Source organism: Pseudarthrobacter sp. NPDC080039 (genome assembly GCF_040702335.1).
Lineage (GTDB): Bacteria > Actinomycetota > Actinomycetes > Actinomycetales > Micrococcaceae > Arthrobacter > Arthrobacter enclensis_A.
This window is the reverse complement of record NZ_JBFBKY010000002.1, coordinates 33,849-59,228: the sequence shown is the minus strand read 5'-3', so window position 1 is coordinate 59,228 and position 25,380 is coordinate 33,849. Positions and strand designations below refer to the sequence as shown.

16 protein-coding genes and 1 pseudogene are annotated in these 25,380 nt (G+C 66.9%); 10 read left to right on the top strand and 7 right to left on the bottom strand.

Annotated features, from left to right (window positions below; translation table 11 throughout):
- Window positions 1-65: 65 nt before the first annotated feature.
- From AB0313_RS02235 to AB0313_RS02225, 3 genes are read right to left on the bottom strand one after another with little or no spacing between them, the layout of a single operon-like run.
- Window positions 66-710 (bottom strand): nucleoside triphosphate pyrophosphatase, encoded by a 645-nt coding sequence (locus tag AB0313_RS02235; RefSeq protein WP_141940649.1) that lies wholly within the window; start codon window positions 708-710, stop codon window positions 66-68.
- Between the two features lie 9 nt (window positions 711-719).
- Window positions 720-3,242 carry an MMPL family transporter gene (locus tag AB0313_RS02230; protein WP_366303319.1) on the bottom strand — a complete coding sequence of 841 codons (2,523 nt, stop codon included), beginning with the start codon at window positions 3,240-3,242 and terminating at the stop codon, window positions 720-722.
- A gap of 17 nt (window positions 3,243-3,259) precedes the next feature.
- Entirely contained in the window at window positions 3,260-3,931 is a 672-nt protein-coding gene (locus AB0313_RS02225; RefSeq protein ID WP_366303317.1) for a TetR/AcrR family transcriptional regulator, read from the bottom strand.
- 165 nt (window positions 3,932-4,096) lie between these two features.
- Between AB0313_RS02225 and AB0313_RS02220 the strand changes: the two genes are divergently transcribed.
- Window positions 4,097-4,657 (top strand): hypothetical protein, encoded by a 561-nt coding sequence (locus AB0313_RS02220; protein ID WP_366303315.1) that lies wholly within the window; start codon window positions 4,097-4,099, stop codon window positions 4,655-4,657.
- A gap of 98 nt (window positions 4,658-4,755) precedes the next feature.
- Here AB0313_RS02220 and AB0313_RS02215 read toward each other — a convergent pair whose 3' ends face one another.
- The 4 genes from AB0313_RS02215 to AB0313_RS02200 all read right to left on the bottom strand — a co-directional run bounded on the left by AB0313_RS02215 (window position 4,756) and on the right by AB0313_RS02200 (window position 10,040).
- On the bottom strand, window positions 4,756-6,195 hold the full coding sequence (locus AB0313_RS02215; protein ID WP_366303313.1) for a dicarboxylate/amino acid:cation symporter: 1,440 nt from the start codon (window positions 6,193-6,195) through the stop codon (window positions 4,756-4,758).
- 187 nt (window positions 6,196-6,382) lie between these two features.
- On the bottom strand, window positions 6,383-8,068 hold the full coding sequence (locus tag AB0313_RS02210) for a DUF885 domain-containing protein (RefSeq protein ID WP_141940654.1): 1,686 nt from the start codon (window positions 8,066-8,068) through the stop codon (window positions 6,383-6,385).
- Window positions 8,069-8,220: 152 nt separating this feature from the next.
- Complete coding sequence (locus AB0313_RS02205) at window positions 8,221-8,460, bottom strand: acyl-CoA carboxylase subunit epsilon (RefSeq protein ID WP_366303311.1); 240 nt, start codon at window positions 8,458-8,460, stop codon at window positions 8,221-8,223.
- Window positions 8,457-10,040, bottom strand: a complete 1,584-nt coding sequence (locus AB0313_RS02200; protein WP_141940655.1) for an acyl-CoA carboxylase subunit beta — start codon at window positions 10,038-10,040, stop codon at window positions 8,457-8,459. Before AB0313_RS02200 ends, AB0313_RS02205 begins: the two co-directional genes overlap by 4 nt.
- A gap of 215 nt (window positions 10,041-10,255) precedes the next feature.
- On the opposite strand from AB0313_RS02200, the gene AB0313_RS02195 reads away from it, so the two are divergent.
- The 9 genes and pseudogenes from AB0313_RS02195 to AB0313_RS02155 form a co-directional block, all read left to right on the top strand.
- Entirely contained in the window at window positions 10,256-11,143 is an 888-nt protein-coding gene (locus AB0313_RS02195; RefSeq protein ID WP_366303309.1) for an NAD(P)-dependent oxidoreductase, read from the top strand.
- A 57-nt stretch (window positions 11,144-11,200) separates the two neighbouring features.
- Complete coding sequence (locus AB0313_RS02190; protein ID WP_366303307.1) at window positions 11,201-12,109, top strand: biotin--[acetyl-CoA-carboxylase] ligase; 909 nt, start codon at window positions 11,201-11,203, stop codon at window positions 12,107-12,109.
- Window positions 12,102-12,701, top strand: coding sequence for a PH domain-containing protein (locus tag AB0313_RS02185; protein WP_366303305.1), 600 nt, complete (start codon window positions 12,102-12,104; stop codon window positions 12,699-12,701). Before AB0313_RS02190 ends, AB0313_RS02185 begins: the two co-directional genes overlap by 8 nt.
- A gap of 127 nt (window positions 12,702-12,828) precedes the next feature.
- Window positions 12,829-13,899 carry an adenylate/guanylate cyclase domain-containing protein gene (locus AB0313_RS02180; RefSeq protein WP_307303698.1) on the top strand — a complete coding sequence of 357 codons (1,071 nt, stop codon included), beginning with the start codon at window positions 12,829-12,831 and terminating at the stop codon, window positions 13,897-13,899.
- Between the two features lie 208 nt (window positions 13,900-14,107).
- The gene (locus tag AB0313_RS02175) at window positions 14,108-20,200 is read left to right on the top strand and encodes an Ig-like domain-containing protein (protein ID WP_366303303.1); all 6,093 of its coding nucleotides are present in this window, start codon (window positions 14,108-14,110) and stop codon (window positions 20,198-20,200) included.
- A gap of 53 nt (window positions 20,201-20,253) precedes the next feature.
- Complete coding sequence (locus tag AB0313_RS02170; RefSeq protein WP_307303442.1) at window positions 20,254-21,225, top strand: MoxR family ATPase; 972 nt, start codon at window positions 20,254-20,256, stop codon at window positions 21,223-21,225.
- A gap of 70 nt (window positions 21,226-21,295) precedes the next feature.
- The gene (locus AB0313_RS02165; RefSeq protein WP_366303301.1) at window positions 21,296-22,639 is read left to right on the top strand and encodes a DUF58 domain-containing protein; all 1,344 of its coding nucleotides are present in this window, start codon (window positions 21,296-21,298) and stop codon (window positions 22,637-22,639) included.
- On the top strand, window positions 22,636-25,230 hold the full coding sequence (locus AB0313_RS02160; RefSeq protein ID WP_366303299.1) for a transglutaminase-like domain-containing protein: 2,595 nt from the start codon (window positions 22,636-22,638) through the stop codon (window positions 25,228-25,230). Before AB0313_RS02165 ends, AB0313_RS02160 begins: the two co-directional genes overlap by 4 nt.
- Window positions 25,227-25,316: pseudogene (locus AB0313_RS02155) on the top strand (zinc-ribbon domain-containing protein); the annotation flags it as partial. The gene AB0313_RS02160 and the pseudogene AB0313_RS02155, both read left to right, overlap by 4 nt.
- Between the last annotated feature and the right edge of the window lie 64 nt (window positions 25,317-25,380).

Sequence of the window (25,380 nt, the reverse complement as noted above, 5' to 3'; positions counted from 1 at the left end):
GAATCCGCGTGTAAAGCGGCCCTCCTTTGTAGGGAAGCTACAAGGAGGGCCGTAAATGAAGTGCTTTACCGCGGCGGCCAGAGGTCCGTGATGCGCACGCTGGCGGCAGCGAGCAGGCCCCTGAGTGTGGAGACGGAAAGGCCGACGACGGCGTGCGGGTCGCCGTCGACCTTCCGGATGAAGGCCCCGCCGAGGCCGTCGATGGTGAAGGAGCCCGCGCAGTGCAGCGGCTCGCCCGTGGCGATGTAGGCGTCGATCTCTTCGGGATCCATGTCCTGGAAGGAAACCTCGGCGGAGGCCACCGCCCCCAGCGTGGCGCCCGAGCCGCGGCCGGCGCCGCCGTCGTCGTCCGTGTCCCTGCAGTCCACCAGCCAGTGCCCTGTGTGCAGCACCCCGGCGCTGCCGCTCATCCGGAGCATGCGTTCGCGGGCCACCTCGGCGGTGTACGGCTTGCCGTGCGCCTCGCCGTCGAACTCGAAGACGGAGTCGCAGCCCAGCACCAGGGCGCCTTCGGCTTCCGGCAACGACGCAACGGCCTCCGCCTTGGCCCTGGCCAGCAGCAGCGCGGTGTCGTGCGGGTCGGTGACGCCGTACTTCGCCTGGACGGCTTCCTCGTCGACGTCGGACACCAGCACGGTGTGCCGGATGCCGGCTTCCGCCAGGAGCTTGGTGCGGGCGGGGGACTGGGAGGCGAGAATCAGATGCAGCACGGCTTCAGCCTAGTGGACCAGCTCGCCCGGAGCGGTTGCGGCCTGGCCGCGGTTGAGCTTGGCGCCCTCCACGTCCACGTCCGGCAGGAACCGGTCCAGCCACCGCGGCAGCCACCACGACTTGGCGCCCAGCAGGTACATCACGGCGGGCACGATGGTCATGCGGACCACGAACGCGTCGAACAGCACGCCGAAGGCCATCGCAAAGCCCAGCGGCCGGACCATGGTGAGGTGGCTGAAGATGAAGCCGGAGAACACGCTGACCATGATGATCGCGGCTGCGGTGACCACGGCGGCTGCGTGCCGGAATCCCACCCGCACAGCTTCCTTGGCCGGCGAACCGTGCATGTAGGCCTCGCGCATGCCCGACGCAATGAACACCTGGTAGTCCATGGCCAGCCCGAACAGCACGCCGATCAGGATGATCGGAAGGAAGCTCAGCACCGCCCCTGGGTTGGCCACGTCGAAGACGTTCCCCAGCCAGCCCCACTGGTAGACGGCAACCACAGCGCCGAAGGCGGCGGACAGGGACAGCAGGAATCCGCCCGTGGCCAGCAGCGGGACCACGATGGAACGGAACACGAGCAGCAGCAGGATCAGGGAAAGTCCGACGACGATCGCCAGGTAGGGCGGCAGGGCGTCGCCCAGCTTGGTGGAGACGTCCACGTTGCCGGCTGTCTGCCCGGTCAGGCCCATGGTGACGTCATAGTCGGCCTTGATTTCACCGTTGAGGCCACGCAGTTCGGAGACCACCTTGACGGTGCTGGCGCTGGCCGGGCCCTCCTTGGGGATGACCTGGAAGACGGCGGTGCGGCGGTCTTCGCTAAGGGCAACCGGGACGGCGGCCACGACGTTATCCACGGCACGGAGCTTGTCCGCAATGTCGTACTGCAGTTTCTGCGCCTGGGCCGAGTCCAGGCCTGCGGGGAACTCGCCGACGGCCACGATGGGACCGGTGACGCCTTCGCCGAAGCTGCGGGCGGTGAGGTCGTAGGCCTGGTATGCCTCGGACTCCACCGGTTCCGAGCCGCCGTCGGGCAGGGCGAGCTGCAGCTGGGTGGCCGGCAGGGCCAGGGTTCCGAGGAGGAGGACACCTGCAACGAGGGCCACCCAGGGGTGCCTGGTGACCAGGCCGCCCCAGCCCCGGGTGCTGCGTTCCCGGTCAACGGCAAGGTCCGCGGCCTCGTGGTCCGGTTGGGCGTTGTGCGCGTCAGCCTTGGCCCAGGCACGTTTGGAGATGATGCGGCGCCCGATGAGGGACAGCATGGCGGGGGTCAGGGTGATGGCGACAAGGACTGCCACCGCCACTGTTCCCGCCGCAGCGAGACCCATGACCGTGAGGAACGGAAGGCCAGGAACCACCAGGGCGGCCAGGGCGATGATCACGGTGAGGCCCGCGAAGACCACGGCGTTGCCGGACGTGCCGTTGGCCCTGGCCACGGACTCTTCGGGGTCCATGCCGGCCAGGAGCTGGGTCCGGTGCCGGTTGACGATGAACAACGAGTAGTCGATGCCCACGGCAAGGCCGAGCATGAGGGCCAGCATGGGGGAGATGGAGCTCATGTCGAACAGGCCGGAGAGTGCGAAGGTGATGCCCACTCCCACGCCGACGCCCATGATGGCCATGAGCAGCGGCAGTCCTGCCGCCACCAGGGTCCCCAGCATGAGGATGAGCACCAGGGCTGCTACGGCGATGCCAACGATCTCGGCGGTGCCGAACAGGGCGGAGATGTCCTCGGTGATTTCCTTGCTGGCCAGTGCCGTGACACCTGCCGAGGAGGTTTCATGGGCGATCTCCTGCACCTGCTTGCGAACGGAAGGAGCCAGGCCGTTGATGGAGGTGTTGAACTGCACCTGCGCCACGGCTGCCTTGTTGTCTTCTGAAACGAAGCGGATGGCTGATGCTGCCTGGGCCTGGCGTTTGCCAAGTTCCAGCTTGGCCTTATTCGCCTCCAGTTCCTTGGCGCCGGCGTCGAGCTTTGCCTGGCCCTGTGCCAGGGCTGCCTTCTGCTGGCCCAGCTGGGCCTCGATCACCGCGGCCGGGGCGCCGGCAGCGGTGAGCTGCTGCTCGGCGGCCGCCAGCTGGGCCTTGCCGGCTTCCAGCTGGGCGCGGGAGGCGTCCAGCTGGGCCTGGCCCGCGGCCAGCTGCTGTTCGCCATCGGTGATGGCCTTGCCTGCCTGGTCCACCTGGGCCTGGGTGGCGAACGGATCCACTGTGCCGCGGACGTCCGGGAGGGTCTGGAGTTTTTTGAGTGCGTCCGTCACGGCCGCCCGGCTCTGGGCCGTGAAACCGCCGTCGGGCGCTTCGAAGACGATGGTGGCGCTGCCGCCGGAGGCGGAGGGCAGCTCCTGCTTGAGCTTGTCCGCGATCCGCTGCGTTTCGGTGCCCGGAATCTGGAAGTTGTTGGAGAGGGTGCCGTGGAAGGCTGCGGCCGAGCCGCCCACGGCCACCAGCACGGCAAGCCACAGTGAGATGACAAGCCAGCGCCGGCGGTAGGAGAACTTGCCGAGGCGGTAGAGGAGGAGTGCCATGCGGAATACCGATCTGGTCAGGAGGAGCGGGACGTGGATGGTGCAGGGGTGGTGAAGCCGGTGCCCAGCAGGGCCATGGCGTCGATAAGCAGTTGCCGTAGCTCGGCCAGGGAAGCGGGCGAAAGGTCCGGGCCGCGGCGGTTGAACCAGACCTCCATGGCGGCCTTTCCGCAGGAGATGACGGAGCCGGCCAGGGCGTGGACGTACAGCTCATCCTCCTCGCTGGGGGTTCCGGCCAGGCGCTCGCGGGCAACCATGAACACCTGCGCGCGGCAGTGATCCCAGGCCTCGAGTTCGGGGTGGGCCATGAGGGGGCTCTGCTGGGTCAGCGAGAACAGTTCAGCGAGCGGTGCCACGGCCTTGGGATCGGCGAGGGCCACGAGGGCGGCCTGGGCGGATTCGAGCAAAGGTTCGTCCGCCGGCCTGAGGCGCAGCTGCTGGATGGCGTTGTCCAGGAATCCATGGACGATTGAGGCCAGGGCCGCGTCGGTGCTGCCGAAGTAATTAAAGAACGTGCGGCGGGAAATGCCCGCTGCCTCGGCAATGTCCTCCACCGTGAAGTTGCCCGGGCCCTTGCCGCGCAGGAGGGCCAGGGCTGCATCAGTGATGGCCTGCCGGGTGGCGGCCTTGTTCAGCTCCCGCCGGGAAGGCGCGGGGCCGGCATCAGCAGGAGAATCGAGTGTGCTCACGCGCTTACACTATGTGCAAGTTTGCACTCTATGCAACCTGCATTCACAGGTGAACGAAAGGTTCACAACAGCCTTTCCTGAACATCGGCGGAGAAGCTTGTTATGTCTCGCCAAGAGGCACAACACGAGCAGCCGTCCCCAAGGCGGCGAATCAGGAGACAAAAGATGACACGCACGAAGAAGATGACCCTGGGTTTGTCAGCCGCCGCGCTGGCGCTTGGTGCCGGAATCGGCGTTGCCGGCATGGCCTCGGCCACCACCACAACGCCCACGCCGAGTGCGAGCTCGAGCGCTTCAGCCGACGGAAGCACCGGAACCGGCCAGGAGCACATGGGCAGGCACGGCGCCCGCGGCGGCCAGGGCATGGAGCAGGCGTCGGCGCTGGCAGCGAAGCTCGGCGTGGACGAGGCCAAGGTTGCCGACGCCCTGAAGTCCTTCCGTGACGCCAACAAGCCCACCACTCCGCCCGCTGAGGGCCAGAAGCCGGACCCCGCCGCCCGTGAAGCGGCCCTGGCTAAATCGCTTGCCCAGTCGCTGGGTATTGATGAAGCCAAGGTAACGGCAGCGCTGCAGGAGATCCGCAGCGAGGAGCAGGCTGAGCGGGCAGCAGCACTGAAGACGCGCCTGGACAAGGCCGTCACCGACGGAAAGCTGACGCAGGCGGAGGCCGACGCCGTGACCAAGGCCGTCCAGAACGGCGTTATCGGGGGCGGCGGCGGCCGCTAACCAGGCAGCTGGCGTCTGCGGTGTAGCCGCCGGCCGTCCTTAACAAAGAACGTCCCCGGGGAAGACTTCCCGGGGACGTTCTTTTGGTTATTTGGGTGTTACGCCTTTGCATCCTGCAGTTCGCGGGGTGCGGTGTCGGCTGTGGTGCCGTCGGTGGCGTTTTCGCCGATCACAGCTTCCTCCTCGACGAAGGGGGTGCCGTTGCGGGGGGCGTTGTACAGCGACTCATCCAGGATGCCCTGGCGCTTGGCCACGATGGTGGGGACAACTGCCTGGCCCGCAACGTTCACTGCGGTGCGGCCCATGTCCAGGATCGGATCAATGGCCAGCAGGAGTCCGACGCCGGCCAGCGGCAATCCCAGCGTGGAGAGCGTCAGGGTGAGCATCACCACGGCGCCGGTGGTGCCGGCGGTTGCCGCGGAACCGAGGACGGAGACCAGCGCGATCAGCAGGTACTGGCTGAAGTCCAGGTGGATGCCGAAGAACTGGGCCACGAAGATTGCCGAGACTGCGGGGTAGATGGCTGCGCAGCCGTCCATCTTGGTGGTGGCGCCCAGGGGCACGGCGAAGGAGGCGTAGGCGCGGGGGACGCCCAGGCTGCGCTCGGTGACGCGCTGGGTCAGCGGCAGCGTTCCCACGGAGGAGCGGGATACGAAGGCGAGCTGGACGGCAGGCCAAACGCCGGAGAAGTACTGCTTGATGGACAGGCCATGGCTGCGGACCAGGACGGGGTAGACCACGAACAGCACCAGGGCCAGGCCGGCGTAGATGGCCACGGTGAACTTGCCAAGCGAGCCGATGGTGTCCCATCCGTAGACGGCGACGGCGTTGCCGATCAGGCCGACGGTGCCCAGCGGTGCGATGCGGATGATCCACCAGAGGACCTTCTGGATTACAGCGAGGGCTGAGGCGTTAAGGTTCAGGAAGGGCTCCGCGGCCTTGCCGACCTTGAGTGCGGCGACGCCCACGGCGATGGCGATGACCAGAATCTGCAGGACGTTGAAGCTGATGGAGGTGGTGACGGCGCCGGCGTCGCCGACGGTGGAGCTTGCACCCAGGCCGAGGAAGTTCTTGGGGAAGAGCCCCACGAGGAATGCCCACCAGTCACCGGACTTGCCGGTGTACTTGGCGTCCCCGGTGATGCCGGTGTTGGCGCCGGGCTGCAGCAGCACGCCCAGGCCCATGCCGATCAGCACGGCGATCAGGGAAGTGATGGCGAACCACAGCAGCGTGTTCCAGGCCAGCCTGGCGGCGTTGGATACCTGGCGCAGGTTGGAGATCGAGCTGACCACGGCGGTGAAGATCAACGGCACGACCGCGGTCTGCAGCAAAGACACGTAGCTGGAACCAATGGTCTGCAGCGTGGCGCCGAGCGCGTTGGGGTTCGCCTTGGTGCTGCCGGTGTACTTCGCCAGCAGGCCGAGGCCAAGGCCCACGATGAGGGCGGCGATGATCTGGAAGCCGAAGGAGCCCGCCCACTTGGGCAGCTGGAATCCGGTCTTCCCTGCGGGGGACGGGGTGCTTGTCTGAGTGCTCACCAGAACAAGCTAGACCTCCGCTCAATACCACGTCGAAAGAATATTGAGAAATATTACGCGCCAGAAGTTGGCGGAGAGACAGGAAAACCCCGGAAACACAAGGCGCACAGCGGCTTGTGTTACTTATTCCCGGCATTGGTGTGCTTAATGTCTCTCCGCGCCGGGGGTGATGGCCGCGCTGCCCGGGCTATCCCAACAGCGCCCGGCGGAGGGTGTCCAGCCCAACGGAGCCGATGTTGAGGGCCTTCGTGTGGAACTCCTTGAGGTCGAATCCGGGCCTGGTTTCGAGTTCGGCGCGGATCTGTTCCCAGAGCCGCTGCCCCACCTTGTAGGAGGGCGCCTGTCCTGGCCAGCCAAGGTAGCGGGTGAATTCGAAGTTGAGCTGGCCTTCGCTGATGGGGAGGTTTTCCTTGAGGAAGGCATAGCCCTTGTCGGCGGTCCAGGTGCCGGAGCCCCAGCGTTCGGGCATCCCGAGTTCAAGGTGGACGCCGATGTCGAAGACCACGCGGGCGGCGCGCATGCGCTGCATGTCCAGCATGCCCATGTGGTCGCCGGGGTCGCTGAGGTAGCCCAGTTCCTGCATGAGCTTTTCCGCGTACAGCGCCCATCCTTCGCCGTGGCCGGAGGTCCAGCAGACGTTGCGGCGCCATTTGTTCAGCAGTTCGCGGCGGTAGGTTGCGGTGGCCACCTGGAGGTGGTGGCCGGGAACACCCTCGTGGTACACCGTGGTGGTTTCGGCCCAGGTGGTGAATGTGTCCTCGCCGGCGGGGACGGACCACCACATCCGGCCGGGGCGGCTGAAGTCGTCGGAGGGGCCCGTGTAGTAGATGCCGCCTTCGTCCGTGGGCGCGATCCTGCATTCGAGTTTCTTCATCACGTCGGGGATGTCGAAGTGCACTCCGGCGAGTTCGGCAACGGCTTTGTCCGAAAGGTGCTGCATCCATTCCCGCAGGGCATCGGTGCCTTTGAGCTGGCGCGCGGGGTCGTTGTTGAGGATTTCCTTGGCCTCGGCGATCGAGGCCCCTGCCTTGATGGCGGCTGCCACCTTCTCCTGTTCGGCGATAAGGCGGTCGAGTTCCTGGACGCCCCAGGTGTACGTCTCCTCAAGGTCCACCTCGGCACCGAGGAATGACCTGGAGGCCAGGGAGTAACGGGTTCTCCCCACGGCGTCTTTCTCGGGCGCGGCGGGGAGTAGTTCGGTACGCAGGAACTCTGCCAGCCCGGTGTAGGCACGCCGTGCGGCGTCAGCGCCGGCGTCGAGCTTTTCCTGCAGCGCAGGCGGCAACGCTCCGGAGGCCGTGGAGGCTTCCGCCGCCAGCTTGGCGAAGAAGCCGTCTTCGGCGGCGTACTTGGTCACCTGTTCGATGACGATCCGCACCTGGCGGGCGGCGGCCACCTTGCCGGCGTCCCTGGCCAGGCGCAGGGACTCGGTGTAGCCGCGGATGGCAGCTGGCACGTTGTGCGCACGCCCCGCAATGTGCTCCCAGTCCTGCTCCGTCCCGGTGGGCATGAGGTCGAAGATGGCCCTGATGTCCTGGGCCGGGGAGGCTATGTTGTTCAGTTCCGCGTACTCCCAGCCGGAGGCGTGGATGAGGAGCTGCAGGCCGAGCCGCTCCCGCATGGCGTCCAGGGTGACGGCGTCCACGTCGTCCTCCGGTTCCAGGCCCTCCAGCGCGGCGAGTGCGTCGCGTGCCGCCTCGGCGAATCCTGCGATGCCGGCGGGTGAGAAGTCCTGGTACTCCGTTTCATGTCCGGGCAGGCCAAGGGTGGTGGCGAACGTCGGGTTGAGCCTGATCAGGGTGTCGGTGTAGTCGTCCGCGACGGCGTCGATCCGGGTACGCGGACGGGCGGCGGGTGCAGTGTCGATAGTCACATTCCGAGCCTAGCCGCTCAGGCCGGCCGGGTGGGCCCACGCCGCCGCGGGTTCCCTGGCCGAGCGAAGCGCGGTTACCGGATGTGGGTGGGCCCACGCCGCCGGGGGTTCCCTGGCCGAGCGAAGCGAGGTTAGGGAGGCGGTGGGGAGGGTCAGCCCTGGCTGCGCTTCCAGGCGCCCGGCCCGGGGGCGGGGGCAAGCCGAAGCTGCTGCCGCCGCACCCAGTGCCGCACGGCCGGTGTCCGGGCAGGGACAGCGCTTTCGCCGCCGAGGGAAAGGACGACGGCGGTCAGTGCGGCCAGTTCCTCGGCGGTCGGCTGCCCTTTGACAACAGAGAGCAGGGGAGTGGCGGGAGTTTCGGCGGCCTCAGGCACATTTGGGCTCGGGGTCACAGCGGGATGTTCCCATGCTTCTTGGCGGGGAGGCTTGCGCGTTTGTCACGCAGGGCGCGCAGTCCCTTGATGATCTGGATGCGGGTGTCCGAGGGGGCGATCACGGCGTCCACGTAGCCAAGTTCGGCCGCCTGGTAGGGGTTGAGGAGTTCTTCCTCGTACTGCCGGATCACCTCGGCGCGGCGGGCTTCAACGTCGCCGCCGTCCTGGGCAACCGTGGCGAGGTCGCGCCGGTAGAGGATGTTCACGGCGCCCTGCGCGCCCATGACGCCGATCTGGGCCGTGGGCCAGGCCAGGTTCAGGTCGGCACCGAGCTTCTTGGAGCCCATGACGATGTAGGCGCCGCCGTAGGCCTTGCGGGTAATCACGGTGAGTTTGGGAACAGTGGCCTCAGCGTAGGCGTAGAGGAGTTTGGCGCCGCGGCGGATGATCCCCTGGAACTCCTGGTCCTTTCCGGGGAGGAAGCCGGGGACGTCCACCAGGGTGATGATGGGGATGTTGAAGGCGTCGCAGTGGCGCACGAATCGGGCCGCTTTTTCCGAGGCGGCGATGTCCAGGGTGCCGGCGAACTGCAACGGCTGGTTTGCCACGATGCCTACGGTGTGGCCCTCCACGCGGCCGTAGCCGATCATCACGTTGGGGGCGTACAGGGCCTGCATCTCCAGGAAGTGCCCGTCGTCCACGATCTGCTCCACTACGGCACGCATGTCGTAGGGCTGGTTGGCGGAATCCGGGACCAGCGTGTCCAGGGCGAGGTCGTCGTCGTCAATCTCCAGCTCCTGCTGGTGGCCCAGGACGGGTGCCTCTGCGAGGTTGTTGGAGGGGAGGAAGTCCAGCAGTTCGCGCACGAACTCGATGGCGTCGGTTTCATCCGAGGCCAGGTAGGTGGAAGTTCCGGTGGTGGCGTTGTGCTGGCGGGCGCCGCCGAGGGTTTCCATGTCCACGTCTTCACCGGTGACCGTCTTGATGACGTCGGGGCCGGTGATGAACATGTGCGAGGTCTTGTCCACCATCACCACGTAGTCGGTGAGGGCCGGCGAGTAGGCAGCGCCGCCGGCGGACGGGCCCATGATGAGCGAGATCTGCGGCACCACGCCGCTGGCGTGGACGTTGTTGCGGAAGATATCCGCGAACATGGCCAGCGAGGCCACGCCTTCCTGGATGCGGGCGCCGCCGCCGTCCAGGATGCCGACGACGGGGCAGCCGTTGCGGAGCGCAAACTCCTGGACCTTGACGATCTTTTCGCCGTTGACCTGGCTGAGGGAGCCGCCGTAGACCGTGAAGTCCTGGGAGTAGACGGCCACCAGCCGTCCGTCCACCGTGCCGTAGCCGGAAACCAGGCCGTCGCCGAGCGGCTTCTTCTTTTCCATGCCGAAGGCGGTGGAACGGTGCACGGCCAGGGCGTCGAACTCGACAAACGAATCTTCGTCCAGCAGCATGGCGATGCGCTCGCGGGCCGTGTTCTTGCCGCGTGCATGCTGTTTTTCGATGGCTTCAGGGCCGGAGGGCTGTTCAGCACGCGCCTGGCGGTCGCGGAAATCGGCAATCTTTCCCGCTGTCGTTGTCAGATCGTGGCTCATCAAGTGTCTCCGGCTCTGTAGCAGGTCAGTTCTGTTGGCTGGCGGGCCGCACTGTCCGGAGCGTTAAGTAGCATCCACACAAAAGACGAACCCTGCTGGCAAGTCTAGTGACGCTTTGGACGCCCGCAGCTGTAGGGATCCTACAATTTTCTGCCGTTCGAGCAACCCCTCCACAATGTTACTCGCTGGTAACTTAGTTGGGCTACAGTGGTCCCATGACTTCAAGCGACGATGCTTTGCATGCTTCTGAAAGCCCGTACCGGGCAGCAGGTTCCCTCGCCGGCCGGACCATCCTCATTTCCGGCGGAAGCCGGGGAATCGGCTTGGCCATCGCCAGGAGGGCGGCGCGCGACGGCGCCAACATCGTGCTCCTGGCCAAGACGGGCGAACCGCACCCAAAACTGGAGGGCACGGTGTACACCGCCGCCGCCGAACTTGAAAAGGCCGGCGGCCAGGCGTTGCCGCTGGTGGGCGATGTGCGCCGGGATGAGGATGTTGCCGGCGCCGTGGAAGCCGCCGTTGACCGCTTCGGCGGAATCGACGTCGTCATTAACAACGCCTCGGCCATCGACCTGTCCGCCACCGACGCTGTGGACATGAAGAGGTACGACCTGATGCAGGACATCAACGTCCGGGGCACCTTCCTGCTGTCCAAGCTTGCGCTCCCGGCACTCCGGGCCTCCGAGCAGGGGCAGATCCTCACCCTCTCGCCGCCGCTGAACCTCGATCCGTCCTGGGCGGCCCGGCACCTCGCCTACACCATGGCCAAATACGGCATGAGCCTGACAACGCTGGGCCTTGCCGAGGAACTGAAGGCCGACGGGATCCGGGTGAACTCGCTCTGGCCCTGCACGCTGATCGACACAGCCGCCATCCGCAACATGCCGCACGGTGAGACCATGGTCCTTGCGGCCCGCGGACCGCAGATCATGGCGGACGCAGCCCACGCAGTCCTCACCGGAGGCAACCTTGCACCCGGCGCCCCGCCGTCGGGCAACTTCTACACGGATGAGCAGGTCCTGAGCGCCGCCGGGGTGACCGACTTCCGCCCCTACAGCCTCGGCGCACCGGAAGACCGCCTGGTCCCGGACATCTTCCTGTAGCGAAACCTGCCTGGGCGGCGCACCGCCGGGCACGATTCGGCTCGGTAGGATTTAGGCATGGACGACGCACACGCACCGGGCACCCCCCTGAACCGAGGGGACCTGGCCGACCAGCGCTTCCTCTCCGCCACGGGGATTCCCCGGCTCGACGTGGTGGACTCCACCGGCTCGACGAACGCAGACCTACTGCGCGGCGCCACAGTGGATCCGGCGGCGTGGCCCGACCTCTCCGTTCTCACCGCCGAGTACCAGACCGCGGCGCGGGGCCGGCTGGACCGGCATTGGGAAGCGCCGCCGCTGAGTTCGGTGTCCGTCTCCGTGGTGCTGCGCCCGGTCAACGCAGAGGGCGGGCCGCTGCCCGCCCAGAGCTACTCGTGGCTGTCCCTGATCGCAGCACTCGCGCTGCGCGAGACCCTCCTGGAGACGGCCGGCATTCCGGCGGAGCTCAAATGGCCTAACGATGTCCTGGTGCGGGGCAGGAAGATCGCGGGCATCCTGGCCCAGCTTGGACCCATGACGGACGGCAGGGTGCCCCCCGTCATCCTGGGCACCGGCCTGAACGTGACGCTGCGTGAGAATGAGCTTCCGGTTCCCACGGCCACCTCGGTGGCCCTGGAAGGTGCCCGCACCACGGACCGCACCGCCCTCCTGAAGAGCTACCTGTCGCACTTTGCGGCCCTGTACCGCAGTTTCTGCAACGCCGACGGCGACCCCGCTGCCGGTATGGCCGGTGGCCCGTCCCTTCACAAGAGGGTGGAAGCCGTGATGGTCACGCTGGGCAAGCAGGTCCGCGCGCAGTTGCCCGGCGACCACGAAATCATTGGACACGCTTCGCGGCTGGACGAATACGGCTCCCTGCTGGTGGTGGACAGTAACTCACGCGAGCATGTGGTGACTGCGGGGGACGTGGTGCACCTGCGGCCCTGGACCTCGCCGGATGAACCCGACCAAGGCGGTTATGCGTAAGAACCTCCTTCCCGGGGAGCAGGTCATCGTCACTACCCGCCCGCAGCCCAGGAAGCTGGCCGGGGCAGCCGTGGCGTTCGTGCTGGCCCCGGCGCTGGCGGCGTACGGCAGCGCCTGGATCATCCGGGGCGGCGCAGCACGCCTGGCCCCCGCACTCGGCCGCCAATGGACTCCCTGGCTGGTCGCCGCCTGCATCGTCGCAGCTGCTGCCGTGTGGCTGGGCTACTGCCTGCCCCGCCTGCTCCGCTGGCAGGGGACACGCTACATCCTGACCAGCCACCGGCTGGTGGCCCGCTACGGACTGCTGAACCGACGCGACCAGCAGGTGAACCTGGCATCGGTGCGCAACCTCACGGTCCATGAATCGGTGCTGCAGCGACTGGTGCGCTCGGGGAATATATCCTTGGAAACCGGGCACCCGGGTCTTGTGACCTTTCGCGATGTGCCCGAGGTTGCCAGGTTCCGCGACTTTATCCTCGACGCCATCGGGGAACTGCCGGACGACAGCGGGGCCCAGCCGGGCGGCGCGACGTATTACCCCGCCGGTGCTTTTCCGGAGGACATGAGAGAAGGTGGACGGGATGACCGATGAGGCCCAGCAGGAACGCGTCGAGCACATCCCAACCCGCGCCGCCTTTGGTCCCGACGGTGGATCTTCCGCGGGCCCGTCGACCGACCCGACCGGATCCGAACCCGCTTCCACCGCGGCGGCGACCGGGATGGACCGCCACCCGCCCACCGGCGTCATGTCCGCCGAACGCCTCGCCATGAAAGCCCTCGAAGCCCGCCTTTTGGGCGGGGAACGCAAGCTCCGCCGTCGTGAAGTTGCCGCCGGCGCCGGGCTCTCCCTCCTCTCCGCCCGCAAGCTCTGGCGGGCATTGGGATTTCCGAACTTCGGCGACGAGGACGTTGCCTTCACCGAACGGGACCAGGCGGCGCTGTCCACCGTGGTCGACCTGGTCCGAGCCGGCAAGCTCACGGAGGAAGCCGCCATCTCGGTCACCCGCTCCATCGGCCAGATGACCGACCGCATGGTCGTCTGGCAGATCGAAGCCCTGGTGGAGGACATGGTCCACGAACAGGGAGTCACCGACGCGGTGGCCCGCAAGCGGCTGGTCAACGAACTTCCCGCACTGGTGGACGCCCTTGAGGAGGTCCTGGTCTACTCCTGGCGGCGGCAGCTCAACGCGGGGGTCCAGCGGCTGGCAGTCCGGGCCGAGGCCGGCCTGCAGGCCAGCGAAGAGGGCCGGGAAGGCGACGAGGACGACGCCCCGCTGCCCCTGGCCCGCGCCGTGGGGTTCGCGGACCTGGTGTCCTACACCAGCCTGTCCCGGCGGATGAACGAGAAGACTCTCGCGCGGCTGGTCCAGCGCTTCGAGAACAAATGCGCCGAGATCATTTCCGTGGGCGGCGGCAGGCTGGTCAAGACCGTGGGTGACGAAGTCCTGTACATCGCCGAAACCCCGGCGGCCGGGGCAGAGATTTCGCTGGCACTGGCCGAGGCCTTCACCGAGGACGAGATCCTCCCCGAAGCCCGGGTGGCCATGGTGTGGGGGAGGATCCTGTCGCGCCTGGGCGACATCTACGGACCTACCGTCAATCTCGCGGCACGCCTGACCACCCTCGCCGACCCGGGGACGGTGCTGGTGGATTCCATGACGGCGTCCGCGCTGGAGCACGACGAGCGGTTCGTGATGACGCCCCAGGCTCCGGAGAACGTCCGCGGCTTCGGCGAGATCAACCCGGTCCAGCTCTCCCGCGGCCGTGGCAAGGGCCTGGTCCTGGACTAGGACGTGACCCGGCGCCGGGTTTCCAAACCGGCCCGGAAGAATTTGTCCATTTGCTGGCGTATAGGGGTATCGTTGTGGTGCCCGGGGGTCCTGTGATGCCGGCTGCCCGGCAACGAGCCAAAATCTATCCGGGGGATTTCCACTCATGAACCGTCGCGGACAAACGCGCCCTAAGAGCCCTGGCGCCGCTGTATCCCCATGGCGCCGGATGATGCGCTCCCGCCGGATCGCTGGTACTGCTTTTGGTGCTGTGGTGGCGGTAGTGGTGACGGGTGCTGTGTTGTATCCGGGGTTTAAGACCACTGAGGTGGAGTTGAATGACGGTGGCGTGTGGGTGGTGTCGAAGTCGAAGAATGCTGTGGGGCGGTTGAATTATCCGTCCCGGGTGTTGGATGGCGCGGTCACGCCGGCATCGACGACGTTTGATGTGTTGCAGCATGCGGGTGAGGTGTTTGTCGATGATGTGACTGGTTCGACGTTGAACCAGGTGTCTCCGGCGAATATGCGTTTGGGTGGGGATAAGCAGTTGCCGGGTTCTGCTGTGGTGAGTTTTGGTGCGCAGACGATTTCTGTAACGGAGGCGTCGTCGGGGAAGGTGTGGGCTGTTTCGCCGTCGACGGTGAATGGTTTTGATAAGGAAGCGTCGGAGCCGGTGCTGGTGGGTTCTGCGGGCATTGTGTCTGTGGTTGGTTCTGATGACCGGATTTATTCTGCGGATCCGAAGACCGGGGTGGTGACGGTGACGGGTGTGGATGCCGGTGGGGAGAAGGTGTCGTCCGAGTCCAGCGCCTGGGATGGGCTTAAGGGTGCCGGGGATTTGCAGATGACGGTGGTGGGGGACCAGCCGGTGGTGTTGGATGCTGCGGCGGGGAATTTGTTTTTGCCTGGTGGGAAGCGGTTGGCGCTGGATGATGCGCGGGATGCGAAGCTCCAGCAGCCGGGGCCTGGCAGTGATGTTGTTGCTGTTGCGACGCGCAAGGCGTTGGTGAAGCAGCCGCTGGGCGGGGGTACGGCCAAGACGGTGACGTTCGACGGCGAGGGCGTCCCGGCTGCTCCGGTGCAGTTGGGCGGTTGTGTGCATGCGGCGTGGTCTGGGGCGAACAAGTATGTCCGGGACTGTGTCAATGATGGTGATGACAAGAAGGTGGACGTGCCGAAGGCGAGTGCGTCGCCGTCGTACGTCTTCCGCGTGAACCGGGACCTGGTGGTCCTCAATGATGTGAACTCCGGGAACGTGTGGCTGGTGAACCAGAACATGCAGCTGGTCAACAACTGGGACGACGTCATCCCGCCCAAGAACCAGTCCGACGACCAGGACCAGGAGTCGGCGGACAACAACACGATCAACATCCTGCCGGACCGCACCAAGCCCAACCGTCCGCCGGAAACCAAGCCCGACGTCATCGGCGTCCGGCCCGGGCGCACCACCGTCCTCAGCGTCCTGGACAACGACTCGGACCCCGACGGCGACGTCCTCACGGCGGCTGTTGCGGCGGGCGCCGGACCGAAAGTCGGGACGCTGGAAAGCATCTACGGCGGAACTGCCTTCCAGATCACCGTGCCGGCGGACGCAAAGCCGGGCACGGAGACCTTCAATTACAGTGCCTCGGACGGACGCGGCCTGTCCGCAACCGGCCAGGTCACACTCAGCGTGGTGGGACCGGACGAAAACAAGCCGCCGAAGTTCAAGCGCGGTGAGGACACCACCATGCTGGTGGAACAGGGCAAAACCGTCAGCCAGAACATCCTTACCGACTGGATCGACCCCGACGGCGACGACCTGGTCCTGCTGGACGCGAAAGCGGACAACGACCAGGACCAGGTCAAGGTCCGGCGCGACGGCCTGCTCACCTTCCAGGACTCCGGCGCAACCGCCGGCAAGAAGAACGTCCAGGTCACCATCTGGGACGGCCGGGCCACCGTCACCGGCAAGGTAGTGGTCAACGTCCGGCCGCCCGGAGCCCTGGCACCGGTGGTCAACGCTGACCACGTCACCGCCGTGGTGGGCCAGGACCTGGTCATCTCCCCGCTGAAGAACGACGTCGACCCCAACGGCGGCGCCCTCCGCCTGGCACAGGTGGAAGCCAACGGCCCCGCCGAACTTGGCCCCGTTACCGACGGCGGCACGTTCACCTTCCGCAGTACTACCCCCGGACCCGTCTACCTGACGTACATCGCCAGCAACGGGCCCCAGAGCAGCCAAGGCCTCATCCGCGTGGACGTGGAGTCCGGTAACGACGGCGGCGACCCCGTGGCCGTCCACGACGTAGCCCTGATGCCCACCGGCGGAAGCGTGCTGTTGGACCCGCTGGCCAATGACTCCGATCCCTCCGGCGGCGTCCTGGTGCTGCAGTCCGTCAAGCTCCCTGATCACGCCGCCGTATCCGTCAGCGTGATCAACCACAGCGTCCTGCGGATCACGGACATCCTGGGGACCAAGGATCCCATCCTGTTCGAATACACCATGTCCAACGGCAGGAAATCGGCTACCGGAAGCGTGTCCGTGGTACCCGTCCCGGCCCCTGCGGTGCTGGAAGCGCCGCAGCCCAAACCGGACGAGGTGAATGTCCGTGTCAACGACGTAGTCACTATTCCGGTCCTGGACAACGACACGCACCCGCAGGGCCAGGAGTTGACGGTGGACCCCGTGCTGCCGCAGCCCGTGGACCCGGCCGACGGCAAGAGCTTCGTCTCCGAGAACAACCTGCGGTTCATCGCCGGGAGCCAGCCAAAGACCGTGCGTGCCATCTACAACGCCGTGGATCCGGAAGGCCAAAAGAGCGCCGCCGCCGTCACTATCCACATCCTCCCGCTGGAAGGCGCCGAGAACTCACGGCCCCAGCCGAAGAACCTCACTGCCCGCGTAGTGGCGGCAGGCACTGTCAGGATCCCCGTTCCACTGGACGGAATCGATCCCGATGGCGACTCCGTCCAGCTGACCGGTATTGACAGCACTCCTGCCATGGGCACGGCCACAGTAGGCAGCAACTTCATTGACTTCACCGCAGCCGGGGACGGTGCCGGTACCGATACCTTCCGCTACAAGGTGGTGGACCGCCAGGGGGCCGTGAACACGGGGACCGTGACGGTGGGCATCGCGCCGCGCGGCGAGACCAACCAAAAGCCCACCCCGGTGGACGACGAGGTCCGGGTGCGCCCGGGCCGCCAGATCGCAGTGGACGCAACCGCCAATGACACGGATCCCGACGGCGACCGCATCCGCATCCTGACCGACGGCATCGAGGCTGATCCCGCCCTTCAGGCCACCGTCAGCAAGAACAGCGGCCGCATCATCCTCCAGGCCCCGAACGAGGCCGGGACCTACAACGTCCGGTACACCGTTGCGGATGACCGGGATGCCACCGCGCAGGCCACCATCCGCCTGGTGGTGGACAAGGACGTACCCCTGAAGGCGCCGATTGCGCGGGATGACAGGGTGACCTCGGCGCAGGCCATGGGCAAGACTGCCGTGGACGTGCCGGTCCTCAAGAACGACGAGGACCCGGACGGTGTGGGCGAAAACCTGAAGATCAGTACCGGGGCCGCAACGGCCCGGCCCGGCGGCAACGGCAATGTGCTGGTCGACCTCACCGAACAGCCCCAGCTCATCCCGTACACCGTAGAGGACGTTGACGGCCTGCAGTCCACGGCCATCATCTGGGTGCCCGGCCTCGGGCAGCAGGTACCCACCCTCGCCAAGGACGAAGTCCTCGAAGTGGTCGCCGGCCAGTCCGTCGACGTCGACCTCAAGGAATGGGTCAAGGTACGGGAAGGGCGCTCGCCCCGCCTGACCCAGGCTGACCGGATCAAGCTCATCGGTGCCGACGGCGGCGACCCGGTCACCCGGGACGGCGCCGGCCTGAAGTACGCGGCAGGTGCGGACTACGTTGGGCCGGGGTCATTGACCTTCGAGGTGACGGACGGTACGGGACCTGACGATCCGGCCGGCCTGAAGTCCACCCTCAGCATCCGCACGAAGGTCCTCCCGGACCCCAACAAGAACAATCCGCCGGAGCTGCTTGGGGCTGACGTGGACGTCCCCAAGGGCGACTCGGCCAGCACCGACCTGGGCAAACTGACCTCCGACCCTGACCGGGACGACGTCGAAAACATGAAGTACGAGCTCGTAGGGAATGCCCCCGCCGGCTTCAATGCGAGCATTGAGGGCAAGTCCCTGAAGGTGTCGGCGGCCGATTCGACGGCTCCCGGAACCCGCGGCGCGGTGCAGGTGAAGGCCACGGATCCCCGGGGCCTCGCGGCGACGGCCACGTACCAGCTTGGGGTCACCGCTTCCAACCGGCCCAAGCCTGTGGCCAACGACGATGTGGAACCAAACGCTGCCGCCGGCAAGCCCGTGACCATCAACGTCCTGGCCAACGACGCCAACCCATTCCCCGAGACCCCGTTGAAGATCATTGCCGCCAACACCGAAACGGGCAGCGGCACTGTGGGCGTCAACGGTGACTCGGTGACCGTCACGCCGGCGCCCGGCTTTACCGGAACCATGGTGGTGACTTATACGGTGGAGGACAAGACCGGCGACGATTCCCGGCATGCCACGGCGCGCATCCGGCTCACCGTCAAGGACAAGCCCGCAGCACCCACCACGCCCCAGGCCCAAAGCGTGGGGGACCAGACTGCGCTGCTGAACTGGTCCGCTCCTGCGGACCGTGGCTCGCCCATCACCAAATACACCGTCTATGGGGAAGGTGGCTTCCGGCAGGACTGCCCCGCCAACACCTGCACCCTGAACGGCCTGACCAACAACACCACCTACCACTTCCAGGTGACGGCCACCAATGAGTTCGGTGAGTCCGACCGGTCCCCGGCATCGGCTGATGTCCGCCCCGACGTGAAGCCGGATACGCCGCTGGCGCCGTCGCTGAAGTTCGGTGACAAGCAACTGACGGTCAACTGGACCGCTCCGGCGAGCAAGGGCTCACCGGTGAAGTCCTACGACCTTGAGATCTCCCCGGCACCGGCCGGCCAGAACGCCCAGGTCCAGGGACTGACGTCCGTCAACTATGTCTGGAAGGGCCTGCAGAACGGCGTGTCCTACAAGGTCCGGGTCCTGGCACGCAACGATGCCAGGGATCCGTCCGAATGGAGCGCGTACTCAGCCGCGGAGGTCCCCGCGGGCGTGCCCGCCACGCCTACCGCCCCGAGCGTGTCCCAGGCAACGCCGGTCGGCTCGCAGAGCCAGCTGCGGGTGGTCTGGTCCGCGCCGAACAACAACGGTGACCCCGTCTCGGCCTATACCCTGACCACCCTCCGCGGCGGTGCGGCGATATCCAGCCAGCAGGTGGGTGGCACGTCGCAGAACGTGACGGTGGATAACTCGGAGTCCAACTACACGTTCACCGTGGCGGCCACCAACAAGGCCGGCACCAGCGCCACCAGCGCCCAGTCGGCACCCATCCGGGCGGCAGGCAAACCCGGCCAGGTGAGCAGCGGAACTGTCGCGGACACCGGGAACAGCGGACAGCTCAAGGTCACGTTCACCCCGCTCACGGAGGCGCAGCGCAACGGCTCCACCGCGAGCGAGATCGCCTACTCCTACCGGACGTCCTCGGGCCAGTCCGGATCGATCGCTGCCCCCGGGGGCAACATCAACGGGCTTCCCAACGGAACCGACGTGACCGTCACGATCATCGCCACCTCCACCAAGAACAACATGTCCGGGGATGCCAAGGCCATCGGCACGGGCAATCCGTACGGACCGCCCAACGCGCCGGGCGTTAACGGTATGGCGTCCACGCAGGGCGACGGCCAGGTGCACTGGACCTGGAACAACCCCAACATGAATGGCCGGCCGCTCAACCACTTCGAGGTCAGCATGGACGGCGGGGGATGGCAAAATGTTGGCACCGCCAACCGCTTCGACGCCTCAGCTGGAGGTTGGAGCAAGAGCCACAACCTGCGGGTTCGGGCCGTCTCCGTTGTGAATGGCGATATTGGCGGTCCCGCCACTTCCACGTCCGGTGCCGACCCCACCCCGCCGCCTGCCCCGACCAAGGTCAGGGTCAAGGCATCGGTCGTCAACAGCTGCCCCGGCAAACCGGGCGTTCCCGACCGCTACAGTTCCTCACCGCCCTCGTGCGGCGGAAGCGACGCAAACTGGGTGTCCTACTCCGACGGCTGGATCCCCAGCGCCTGCTGGATGAACATCTACGGGTCCAGCGAAACCTCCAACCCGCCCAGCTACTACAAGTGGTACCGCATGGACGGTGGCCCGTGGGCGGGATGGTACGTGAAGCTGGCCACCATCGACATTAGCGGCCCGGATGTCGGCAGATGTTGATTCACCAAGCCCCTTGACTGCCACCGAACCGTATAGAAAAAGAGGAGCTTTTCATGACCATGACCATCGAGCAGGCCGAGTGGTTTGCCGACACGTTCGAAAAGCTGGTTGCCAACGTGGGGCAGGCGGTGCTGGGCAAGGAACACGTCATCCGGCTGACCTTCACCGCCATGCTGGCCGAAGGCCACGTCCTGTTCGAGGACGCACCCGGCACCGGCAAGACCTCCCTGGCCCGGGCCCTGGCCGCCACGGTGCAGGGCTCCAACAACCGCATCCAGTTCACGCCGGACCTGCTGCCGTCGGACGTCACGGGGGTGACCATCTACGACCAGAAAACGCAGAAATTCGAGTTCCACAAGGGCCCGATCTTCAACAACATCGTCCTGGCTGATGAAATCAACCGCGCCTCACCCAAGACCCAGTCCGCGCTGCTGGAAGTCATGGAAGAGTCCCGCGTGACCGTGGACGGCGTCACCTACTCCGCGGGCCGCCCTTTCATGGTTCTGGCCACCCAGAACCCCATCGAGCAGGCCGGCACCTACCGGCTTCCCGAGGCCCAGCTGGACCGCTTCCTGATCAAGACCTCGATCGGCTACCCGGACCACGCCTCCACGGTGCGGCTGCTGGGCGGGAGCAGCCTGAGGGACCGCTCCAAGGAGCTGTCCGCCGTCATCACCACCCAGGCGGTCGCCGACATGGCCGACCTCGCCGCCACCGCACATATCGATACCGCGGTGCTGGAGTACATTTCGCGGCTGTGCGAGGAGACCCGCACCGCTCCGGAAACCAGGCTGGGCGTGTCCGTCCGTGGCGCCCTGGCCATGGTCCGGGCTGCCAAGGTCTGGGCTGCCTCCCAGGGACGGAACTTCGTCCTGCCGGATGACATCAAGGAGCTGGCTGCCGTGGTGTGGACCCACCGGTTCGTCATGGACCCGGAAGCCGAGTTTTCCGGTGCCACCGCCGAGGCCGTGCTGACCAGGATCCTGGCAGACGTAGCCGCCCCGCAGCAGCGGACCAACGCCTGACCCGGTGGCTGCAGCGCGAAGCTGCAGCCGCCACCTTTCCATTCCAGCGCAACAACGAAGGCACACCTTTATGTCCGACGGCACGTCCAGCGGCACCCCGTTGACCCGGTTCGCGGAGCGTCTCCAGCAGCTCCTCCACTGGAACGGCCGCACCACCCGCCTGCATCCGGCAGCAGTATGGTCAGAGGCCAGCAGTACCGCCCTGCAGGCCATGGCACCTGCCTGGCGTGCCGTCCGGGACAGCTGGCTGAAGTACGCGTGGCCGGTGCTGTCCGTGGTCAGCATCCTTGGCTGGTCCGTCCTGGCCGCCGCCGTCCTGCTGTGGATCACCGGGCAGGCGTTCGGCTGGCAGGAAGCCACGGCAGCGTCCATAGCCGCCTTCGCCATGTTCGTCCTCGCCGTGGCCTTCATCCTGGGCCGGTCCTCCTATGGCGTGGTGCTGGACCTCGCCCGTACCAGGGTGACGGTGGGAGACAGCGCGGTGGGCAGCATTGCGGTCTCCAACACCTCGGCACGGCCGCTGCTGCCGGCCGCGCTGGAACTGCCCGTGGGCAGCACCACGGCCGTGTTCCACCTGCCGCGGATGAAGCCGGGGCAGGTCCACGAGGACCTCTTCACCATTCCCACCGCCCGGCGTGCCGTCATCGTGGTGGGGCCTGTCCGCTCCGTCCGCGCCGACCCCCTGCACCTGCTCCGCCGCCAGGTGCTGTGGACAGAGCCGGAGGACCTCTTCGTCCACCCGCGCACTGTACCCCTGGCCGGTTCCGCCGCAGGCTTCATCCGGGACCTCGAGGGCATGCCCACCACGGACCTCTCCAGCGCCGACGTCTCCTTCCACGCCCTGCGCGACTATGTGCCGGGCGATGACCGCCGCCACATCCACTGGAAGACCACTGCCCGCACCAACAAACTGATGGTGCGTCAGTTCGAGGAAACCCGCAGGGCCCACCTGGCCATCTCGCTGTCCATCAATACTGACGAATACGCCTCGGAAAACGAGTTTGAGATGGCCATTTCCGTGGCTGCGTCCATCGGCCGGCAGGCCATCCGGGAACAGCGCGAACTGGACGTCCTCACCCAGAAAGGGCCGCTGCGCTGCGAGACCGGGCGCAACATGCTCGATGACATGACGCGGATCGTGGGCACTCCCATGCGCCGCACCGCCGTCGACCTCGCCCGGACCATGGCTGATACGGTCCCCAACGCCTCCGTGGTCTTCTTCGTGGTGGGCAGCAATGTGACGGCAACGCAACTGCGTTCCGCCGCCGCCTCCGTTCCGCCCGGCGTGCGAAGCCTTGCGGTCCGGGTGGAAGCCGGGGCCGCGGCCGCCAGGGCCAACATCGCAGACCTCACCGTCCTGACGCTCGGCGACCTGGCCGACCTTGCCATCGTGCTGAGAAAGGCGGCCGCATGAGCGCCGCACCGGGCCGGACGGCATCAACGCGGTCCCCGCAACCCCGTACCCGCCGCAAGGCCGCCAACCCGGAATCGGCCTTCGCAACCGGGCAGCCGCTGTGGCACTTCCTGCTCGACACCGGGGCCCTGGTGGTCCTGCTGGGCCTGGGCCTGCTCGGGTTCGGCCTGAGCTTCGGAGGTGACCCCTACTACCTGTTGTCCGGGTTCGGCGGCATCATCCTTGGCCTCGCCATCGGCGCGGCCAACGCCCACCTGCGCCTGGGCATGCTGATCACCACGGCCTTGGCCCTGTCTGCGTATCTCGTGTTGGGGACCTGGCTGGCGGTGCCGGACTCCGCTATTGCCGGCTTCGTCCCCAGCCTTGCTTCGCTGCGGACCCTGCTCCTGGGCGTCGTTTTCGCCTGGAAGGACATGCTCACGGTGGGCGTGCCCGTGGGAACGGCCGGCGGCGTGCTCATCGTGCCCTTCCTTAGCTCGCTGCTCATGGCGCTCGTTGCTGCGCTCCTGACCTGGCGGGCCCGCAGCCCGTACCTGCCACTCCTGCCCGTGCTGGTCCTGTTCGTCACCGGCATCGCCTTCAGCACCAACGCGGCGTTCCTCACGCTCGAGCGCGGGATCGGCCTGACCGTGCTGGGCATCGCCTGGGCAACGTTCCGGCGGGACGTCCTGCGGCGGAACAGCACCCGGAGGGTGGCCGTCAATAGCCCCCAGACAGACAGCGCTGCTGCCCGGCGTGCCAGGATCCGCAGGCTCGGCATGGCCGCGGGCGTGATGGTCCTCAGCGTGGGGATCACCGCGGTGGCTGCGCCGCTTGTCAGCGCCGGGGATGACCGCAAGGTCCTCCGCAACGTGGTGGTGCCCCCATTCGACCCCAAGGACTACATCACACCTCTGGCCAGCTTCCGGACGTACGTGAAGGACAAGAAGGACGACACCCTGTTCGTGGTCAAGGGGCTGCCGAAGGACGGGCGTGTCCGCCTGGGCGCCCTGGACGCCTTCAACGGGACCAACTACAACATGGATCCCAACGGCTCCGGCAACTTCAGCAAGGTGGGCGATGCCAAGTCCATCAACACGCTCGCCGACACGGGAGGGGTGGTGCCCGCCAACGACTACTCGATCAGCATCAACATCGAGGACTACCAAGGCTTCTTCGTCCCGGGCGGCCGCAAGACCACGGGCATAAGCTTTGACCAGGCAGGTTCGGCAGCTGCTGCCGGCCTCTACTTCAACCCGGGGACGGACACCGCCGTGACCACCAACGGCCTGTCCCGCGGCGATTCATACAGCGTCCAGGTATCCGATCCCGTCAAGCTTGAGCACGGTCAGCTGACCCAGTACGACTTCGCCAAGGTTTCCCTCCCGGACCCGCTGGAGGTGCCGCCGGTGGTGGGTTCCCAGGCCAACGACCTGTCCGCTGATGCCCCCACCGCCATTGACAGGGTGCGCCAGATCGAGGCCCATTTCCAGAAGACGGGGGCGTTCAGCAACGGTCTGGTCAGCGAGGGCCAGCTGCCCAGCGTTTCGGGCCACGGTTCGGCCCGTATCCGCAGCCTGCTGACTGCCAAGCAGATGCTCGGTGACGATGAGCAGTACGCGGTGGCCATGTCCCTGATGCTCCGGCACCTCGGCATCCCCTCCCGCGTGGTGATGGGTTTCTACCCCGATCCGACAAGCCCGGAAAACGGCGCAGGCGAAGTGAAGATCACCGGCAAGGACGTCCACGCATGGGTTGAGGTGGCGTTTGAACGGGTTGGCTGGGTGAGCTTTGACCCCACCCCGCCCAAGGACAACATTCCCATCCCGCCGGACCCCGAGAACAAGTCCAAGCCCAAGCCGCAGGTGCTGCAGCCGCCGCCCCCGCCGCAGGAGCCGGCGGACTTGCCGCCGGACTCTTCGCCGGACGCCCTGGACGCGGACCAGAAGAAGAACAACCCGTGGCTCTTCTGGGGTGCCCTCCTGGGTGCGCTGGGCGTCGCCGCCATTCCGCTGGTGGTCCTGGCCTTCCCGCTGTTGCTGGTTGCCCTGTTGAAGTCACGACGGCGGAAGTCGCGTTTCAGCGACGGCCTCCCCGCCCAGCGGGTGGGCGGGGGCTGGAGCGAAGTGGTGAGCCTGGCGACCGACCTGGGCGCCGCCGTCGACGCCCGTTCGACGCGGCGCGAAAGCGCTGCCGTGTTGGCCGAGGCGTTCCCTGCCACGCAGGGCACCACCACAATGCTGGCCCGCCGGGCTGATGCTTCGATCTTCGGCGCCGGCGAGCCCACGGAGGAGGACGTCCGTGAGTACTGGACCATCGTTGACGGTTCGCTCAAGGAGCTGACCGCGGGGATGGGCTTCTGGCGCCGCCAACAGGCACGCTTCTCGCCGCGTTCGCTGCTGGCCGATGCCCGGACCGCCATGAACTCCGGCAACGGCATCACGTTGCGCGGCGGCCGCTTGGCGCTGCCCGGCGTGGCCGGGATCCTTGCTGCCCGCCGCCGTCGTACCTCCGGCGCAGCCGCCGCGCCGCAGGAGCCGGGCGCACCCGGGGCGGGGCACCAGGCACCGGACCAGCAGGCACCAGACCAGCAAGGACCAGCACAGCAGTGACCGCCGACGCCGAACGCTGCCCGCGCTGCCCGCGCTGCCAACAGCAGATTCGTGCGGGGGCCACGTTTTGTCCCGCCTGCGGCGCACCGCTGCCCAACCGGGCAGCGCGCCGCAGCCGCCTCGAGGGCATTCCCGCGGAACGGGACCGTC

Excerpts from the sequence above, each read along its gene's own strand:
- AB0313_RS02165 (WP_366303301.1), top strand. The coding sequence starts at position 21,296 with ATGTCCGACGGCACGTCCAGCGGCACCCCGTTGACCCGGTTCGCGGAG.
- AB0313_RS02185 (WP_366303305.1), top strand. The coding sequence starts at position 12,102 with ATGCGTAAGAACCTCCTTCCCGGGGAGCAGGTCATCGTCACTACCCGC.
- AB0313_RS02230 (WP_366303319.1), bottom strand. The coding sequence starts at position 3,242 with ATGGCACTCCTCCTCTACCGCCTCGGCAAGTTCTCCTACCGCCGGCGC.
- AB0313_RS02160 (WP_366303299.1), top strand. The coding sequence starts at position 22,636 with ATGAGCGCCGCACCGGGCCGGACGGCATCAACGCGGTCCCCGCAACCC.
- AB0313_RS02190 (WP_366303307.1), top strand. The coding sequence starts at position 11,201 with ATGGACGACGCACACGCACCGGGCACCCCCCTGAACCGAGGGGACCTG.
- AB0313_RS02220 (WP_366303315.1), top strand. The coding sequence starts at position 4,097 with ATGACACGCACGAAGAAGATGACCCTGGGTTTGTCAGCCGCCGCGCTG.
- AB0313_RS02170 (WP_307303442.1), top strand. The coding sequence starts at position 20,254 with ATGACCATGACCATCGAGCAGGCCGAGTGGTTTGCCGACACGTTCGAA.
- AB0313_RS02200 (WP_141940655.1), bottom strand. The coding sequence starts at position 10,040 with ATGAGCCACGATCTGACAACGACAGCGGGAAAGATTGCCGATTTCCGC.
- AB0313_RS02195 (WP_366303309.1), top strand. The coding sequence starts at position 10,256 with ATGACTTCAAGCGACGATGCTTTGCATGCTTCTGAAAGCCCGTACCGG.
- AB0313_RS02175 (WP_366303303.1), top strand. The coding sequence starts at position 14,108 with ATGATGCGCTCCCGCCGGATCGCTGGTACTGCTTTTGGTGCTGTGGTG.
- AB0313_RS02180 (WP_307303698.1), top strand. The coding sequence starts at position 12,829 with ATGGACCGCCACCCGCCCACCGGCGTCATGTCCGCCGAACGCCTCGCC.